Source organism: Synechococcus sp. BA-120 BA3 (genome assembly GCF_034931285.1).
Lineage (GTDB): Bacteria > Cyanobacteriota > Cyanobacteriia > PCC-6307 > Cyanobiaceae > Cyanobium.
The window spans coordinates 1-4,919 of sequence record NZ_JAYGHZ010000088.1 but is presented as its reverse complement, the minus strand read 5'-3'; the positions used below and the strand labels follow the sequence as shown (position 1 = coordinate 4,919).

The window sequence follows — 4,919 nt, the reverse complement described above, 5'->3', positions numbered from 1 at the left end:
TGGTGGGCAGCGGCAGCGGCCACCAGCCCGGCGTGCCGCGCTCCGCCGGCGGCCACGCCCTCAGCCCCGGGGCGGTGGCGGCGGTGAGCGTGGATCTGCACGGCCTGCGGCCCGAATGGCTGCGGCCCTGCTTCTTTGAGGGCCACGGCGCCGCCCTGCTGGTGGGGCTGGCGGCTCCGATCCCCCTGATCAATGAAGCGGTGGCCCACCAGGCCGCCTGCGGCGACGAGGACCTGGAGGCGCCGGTGCTGGATGTCTCCATTCCACGCCGCCTGCGGCCCCGCCTCGGTTCGGTCAGCTATGCCCGGCTCCGGTCCGGCCGGATCCAGCTGGAGGGACGCCGCGTCACCGCCGCTCCGGCCCACAGCCCACGGCTGGCGGAGGCGATCGGCGCCGAGCTGATCACCTGGCTGGTGGAGGACCGCTTTCCGCTGCGCCTGCCGGTCCGGCCCCTCTCCGGCCGCGGTGGGCTGATTCCCCTCGACAGCTGAACTCCCTGCACAGCTCCGGGGCGACGGGGGAAAACAGCCGTAAGCTCCGCCGTGAGCTTCCGGCATCTGCCATGGCCGAGACCCCCTTCAGCCCCGAGCCCCCCTCCGGCCTTGAGCCCCCCTCCGGCCTTGAGCCCCCCTCCGGCCTTGAGCCCCAGGACAACGGACCTTCGCCGGAGCCGTGGGCGACGGAACCGCCCGTGGCCACGCCGGAAGCCGAACCGGAACCAGTCCCGGTCAGTGCCGGATTCGAGCCCCTGGCCGAAGCCGACGGCGAGACCCCGGCGCCGGAGCCGGTACCCGCCCCGGTGAGCGAGCCGGAACCCGGCATCACCGCCACCCTGGAGGTGCCCCCCCTGGAGGGCTCCGCCGAACCGGGCGGCGAAGGCGGCGGCGAGTTCGATCTGCTGCTGCAGAAGATCAGGGACTGGCTCGGCAGCGGCGAACTGCAGGCCCAGTGGCAGCGCTTCCGCGGCCCCCTCAAGGGTCTGGCGATCCTGATCGGGGTGGTGCTGCTGCTGCGGGTCTATGCGTCCCTGATCGGCACCCTCGACAGCCTGCCCCTGGTGGGCGGCCTGCTGGAGCTGGTGGGCCTGATCGCTGCGGTCCGCTTCACCGCCACCCGGCTGGTGCGCAAGAGCGACCGGGACCAGGTCTTCGCCGACTGGAGCCGCCGCTGGAACGACTTCCGCGGCCGGGAGTGATCCGGGGCACGGGCTCAGGCCGGGGCCGTCGCGGACCGGTTGATAGTTTGTGCCCACTGTGTCCGTCCAACGGTGAACATTCAGCTCGGTCGCTCCCGGACCGTACGCCGCGCCTACGGCATCGATGAGATCGCTCTGGTCCCGGGCGGTCGCACCGTCGATCCCGAGGTGACCGACAGCAGCTGGAGCCTGGGGGGAATCCAGCGGGAGATCCCGATCATCGCCAGCGCCATGGACGGGGTGGTGGACGTGGGCATGTGCATCGAGCTCACCCGGCTGGGGGCGCTCGGGGTGCTCAACCTCGAAGGGGTCCAGTGCCGCTACGACGATCCCGAGCCGGTGCTGGAAAAGATCGCCTCGGTGGGCCGCGACGAGTTCGTGGGCCTGATGCAGGAGCTCTACAGCCAGCCGGTCCGCGAGGACCTGGTGCGGCAGCGGATCGCCGAGATCAAGGCGGGCGGCGGCATCGCGGCGGTGAGCGCCACCCCGGTGGCCGCCCTGCGCTTCGGAGCAGCGGTGGCGGAATCGGGCGCCGATCTGTTCTTCGTCCAGGCCACGGTGGTCTCCACCGAGCACATCGGCCCCGAAGGCCGCCAGACCCTCGACCTGGCCGCCCTCTGCCGCGACCTTGGCGTGCCGGTGGTGATCGGCAACTGCGTCACCTACGACGTCACCCTGCAGCTGATGCGGGCGGGGGCCGCCGGGGTGATGGTGGGCATCGGCCCCGGCGCCGCCTGCACCTCGCGGGGTGTGCTCGGCGTCGGCATTCCCCAGGCCACGGCCGTGGCCGACTGCGCCGCCGCCCGGGACGACTACGAGCGGGAGAGTGGCCGCTACGTGCCCGTGGTGGCCGATGGCGGCATCGTCACCGGCGGGGACATCTGCAAATGCCTGGCCTGCGGCGCCGATGCGGTGATGATCGGCTCCCCGATCGCCCGGGCCGCCGAAGCCCCCGGCCGCGGCTTCCACTGGGGCATGGCCACCCCCAGCCCGGTGCTGCCCCGGGGCACCCGCATCAAGGTGGGCACCACCGGCAGCCTCGAGAAGATCCTGCGCGGCCCGGCCGGCCTCGACGACGGCACCCAGAACCTGCTGGGCTGCATCCGCACCTCCATGGGCACCCTGGGGGCCCGCACCCTCAAGGAGATGCGTGAGGTGGAGGTGGTGGTGGCGCCGTCCCTTCTGACCGAGGGCAAGGTGTACCAGAAAGCCCAGCAGCTGGGCATGGGCAAGTAGGTCGTCCCAGGTCTGGACGCCACGGCCTCAAGGCGAGATGGGGGCTAACCTCTGGATGTGGGGGCTCCGGCTCGCACACTCCTCACACCCCCCGGCCCGGCGTGTCCGGGCTTTTTGTCTTCTCCTGACAGGCCGTGGCCTCCGGTTCCGCTACGGCCTGCAACGCTGGCCCCATTCCCGGGAAGAGCGGCCGAACCCGGTTGCTAGATTCACTACATCCCGAGTCTGCAAGGAATGTCCAGCGCCGCTGCCGTCACCGACGCCTCCTTCGAGCAAGACGTGCTCAAGAGTGATGTGCCCGTGCTGGTTGATTTCTGGGCACCCTGGTGCGGCCCCTGCCGCATGGTGGCCCCGATCGTCGATGAGATCGCCAAGGAATACGAGGGCAAGATCCGCGTCTACAAGCTCAACACCGACGAAAACCCCAACGTCGCCAGCCAGTACGGCATCCGCAGCATTCCCACCCTGATGCTGTTCAAGGGTGGCCAGAAGGTCGACACCGTGGTGGGTGCCGTTCCCAAGAACACCCTGTCGGGCACCATCTCCAAATACCTCTGATACCGCTCCGCTGACGCCGCCCCTCCCCCCGAATCCCCCGCCGGCGGCGGGCATCAGCCCCCTGCAGGCCCTCGCTGAAGCGCTCCACGGCCACCCCCAGCGCCGCCAGATCGAGCGCGCCGTGGTGTCCCTGCTCCAGGTGGCGCGGCAGGAGAAGGAGGAGGAGGAGTGGCGCTTGATCGCCGGCTGTCTGGCCGACATCAGCGAGGCCCTGGAGGTCTTCCGCCCCAGGCGCAGCGCGCGCAAGATCAGCGTCTTCGGCTCGGCCCGCACCCGCCGCGAGGATCCCTGCTACCTGCTGGCCGAGGACGTCGCCCGCCAGGCGGTGGAGGCCGGTTTCGAGGTGATGACGGGAGCCGGGGCCGGCGTCATGGAGGGCGCCAACAGCGGCGCGGGATGCGACCACAGCATCGGCCTCAACGTGGATCTGCCCTTCGAGCAGCATCCCAACCCCTACGTGAGCGCCTGCGAGGGGCGCCTCCTCTACTTCCGCTACTTCTTCACCCGCAAGCTGTTCTTCCTGATGGAGAGCGATGCGCTGGTGGTGATGCCCGGGGGATTCGGCACCCTCGATGAACTGTTCGAGTGCCTCACCCTCATCCAGACGGGCCGCACGTCGCCGATTCCCCTGGTGCTGCTCTCGCCGGACGGCGACGACTTCTGGAAGGTCTGGAAGCACAACGTGCACCAGGAGCTGGCCACCCGGGGACTCATCTCCCCGGAGGATGTGGATCTGATGGTGGAAGCCTCCAGCGCCGAGGAGGCCGTGGCCCACATCTGCCGGTTCTACCGGGTGTTCCACAGCGCCCAGCTGGGGCAGGACCGCATCGAGCTGCTGCTCAACGCCGAGGTGCCCCGCAGCCTGCTGCCGGAGCTGAACCGCCGCTTCGCCGACCTGCTGGAGGACGGCGCCATCCAGACCGGCGAGGGCGTCGACGACAACGGCCTGCTGCGGCCCTGCCTGCGGCTGCGCTTCGACAAGCGCCGCGTCGGCAGGCTCTATCAGTTCATCGACCACCTCAACGGCCTCGACCTGCCCGCCTCACCGGCCCTGGAGCATCCGGCCGAGCGGGTCCCGAGCGTCAGCCAGCCATGAGCCGCATCGGCCTGATCGACTACGGCATGGGCAACCTCCATTCGGTGCAGCGCACCTTTGCGCGGCTCGGTGCCGAGCTGGTGAGCGTGCACGGCCCGGCCGACCTCGAGCCCTGCGAGGCCCTGGTGCTCCCGGGCGTCGGCGCCTTCGATCCGGCCATGGAGCGGCTGCGCTCGGCCGGGCTGGAGCAGGCCCTGCGCCGCTCCTGCGCCAGCGGCCGCCCGCTGCTGGGGATCTGCCTGGGGCTTCAGTTGCTGTTCGAGGCCAGCGAGGAAGGCCGAACCGATGGGCTTGGCGTGCTGGCCGGCCGCGTGCGCTCCCTGCCGCGGGTGGCGGGCCACCCCCTGCCCCACATGGGCTGGGCCCCCCTGATCCCGGCCACCGCCAGCCCCCTGCTGCCGGCCGCCACCCCCGAGGCCTGGGTCTACTTCGTGCACTCCTTCGCCGCCGAGCCTGCCGAGGCCACGGCCACCACCGCCCTGGTCGACTACGCCGGCACCCCGGTGACCGCGGCGGTCTGGCAGGGGAGCATCGCCGCCTGCCAGTTCCACCCGGAGAAGTCCGGGCCCGTGGGCGAAGCGATGCTGCGCCGCTGGCTGGACTGGGTCGCCTCCCTGTGACGCTGCGGCTGAGCGGGGGGCGCCGGCTGCAGAGCCCCCCCGGCAGCACCGCCCGGCCCACCGCCGCCCGGGTCCGGCTGGCGGTCATGAACCTGCTGGCGGCCCGGGTGCCCGGCAGCCGCTGGCTGGATCTCTGCTGCGGCAGCGGCGTGATGGCCTGCGAGGCCCTGCAGCGCGGCGCTGCCGAGGTGGTGGCCGTGGAGCGGGATCGCCG

General features: G+C 71.5%; 7 protein-coding genes. All 7 read left to right on the top strand.

Annotation, left to right across the window (positions count from 1 at the left end; all coding sequences use genetic code 11):
- On the top strand, positions 1-491 hold a 491-nt coding region (locus VB737_RS05375; RefSeq protein WP_500311778.1), incomplete at its 5' end, for a homocysteine biosynthesis protein.
- 71 nt (positions 492-562) lie between these two features.
- On the top strand, positions 563-1,195 hold the full coding sequence (locus VB737_RS05370; RefSeq protein WP_500311776.1) for a CAAD domain-containing protein: 633 nt from the start codon (positions 563-565) through the stop codon (positions 1,193-1,195).
- A gap of 72 nt (positions 1,196-1,267) precedes the next feature.
- Positions 1,268-2,431, top strand: a complete 1,164-nt coding sequence (locus tag VB737_RS05365) for a GuaB3 family IMP dehydrogenase-related protein (protein ID WP_500311774.1) — start codon at positions 1,268-1,270, stop codon at positions 2,429-2,431.
- A 234-nt stretch (positions 2,432-2,665) separates the two neighbouring features.
- Entirely contained in the window at positions 2,666-2,989 is a 324-nt protein-coding gene (gene trxA, locus VB737_RS05360) for a thioredoxin (RefSeq protein WP_015110798.1), read from the top strand.
- Between the two features lie 121 nt (positions 2,990-3,110).
- Entirely contained in the window at positions 3,111-4,085 is a 975-nt protein-coding gene (locus VB737_RS05355) for an LOG family protein (RefSeq protein WP_500311772.1), read from the top strand.
- Entirely contained in the window at positions 4,082-4,705 is a 624-nt protein-coding gene (gene hisH, locus VB737_RS05350; RefSeq protein WP_500311770.1) for an imidazole glycerol phosphate synthase subunit HisH, read from the top strand. Before VB737_RS05355 ends, hisH begins: the two co-directional genes overlap by 4 nt.
- The coding region (locus tag VB737_RS05345) for an RsmD family RNA methyltransferase (RefSeq protein WP_500311768.1) at positions 4,702-4,919 on the top strand (218 nt) is incomplete at its 3' end. The genes hisH and VB737_RS05345, both read left to right, overlap by 4 nt.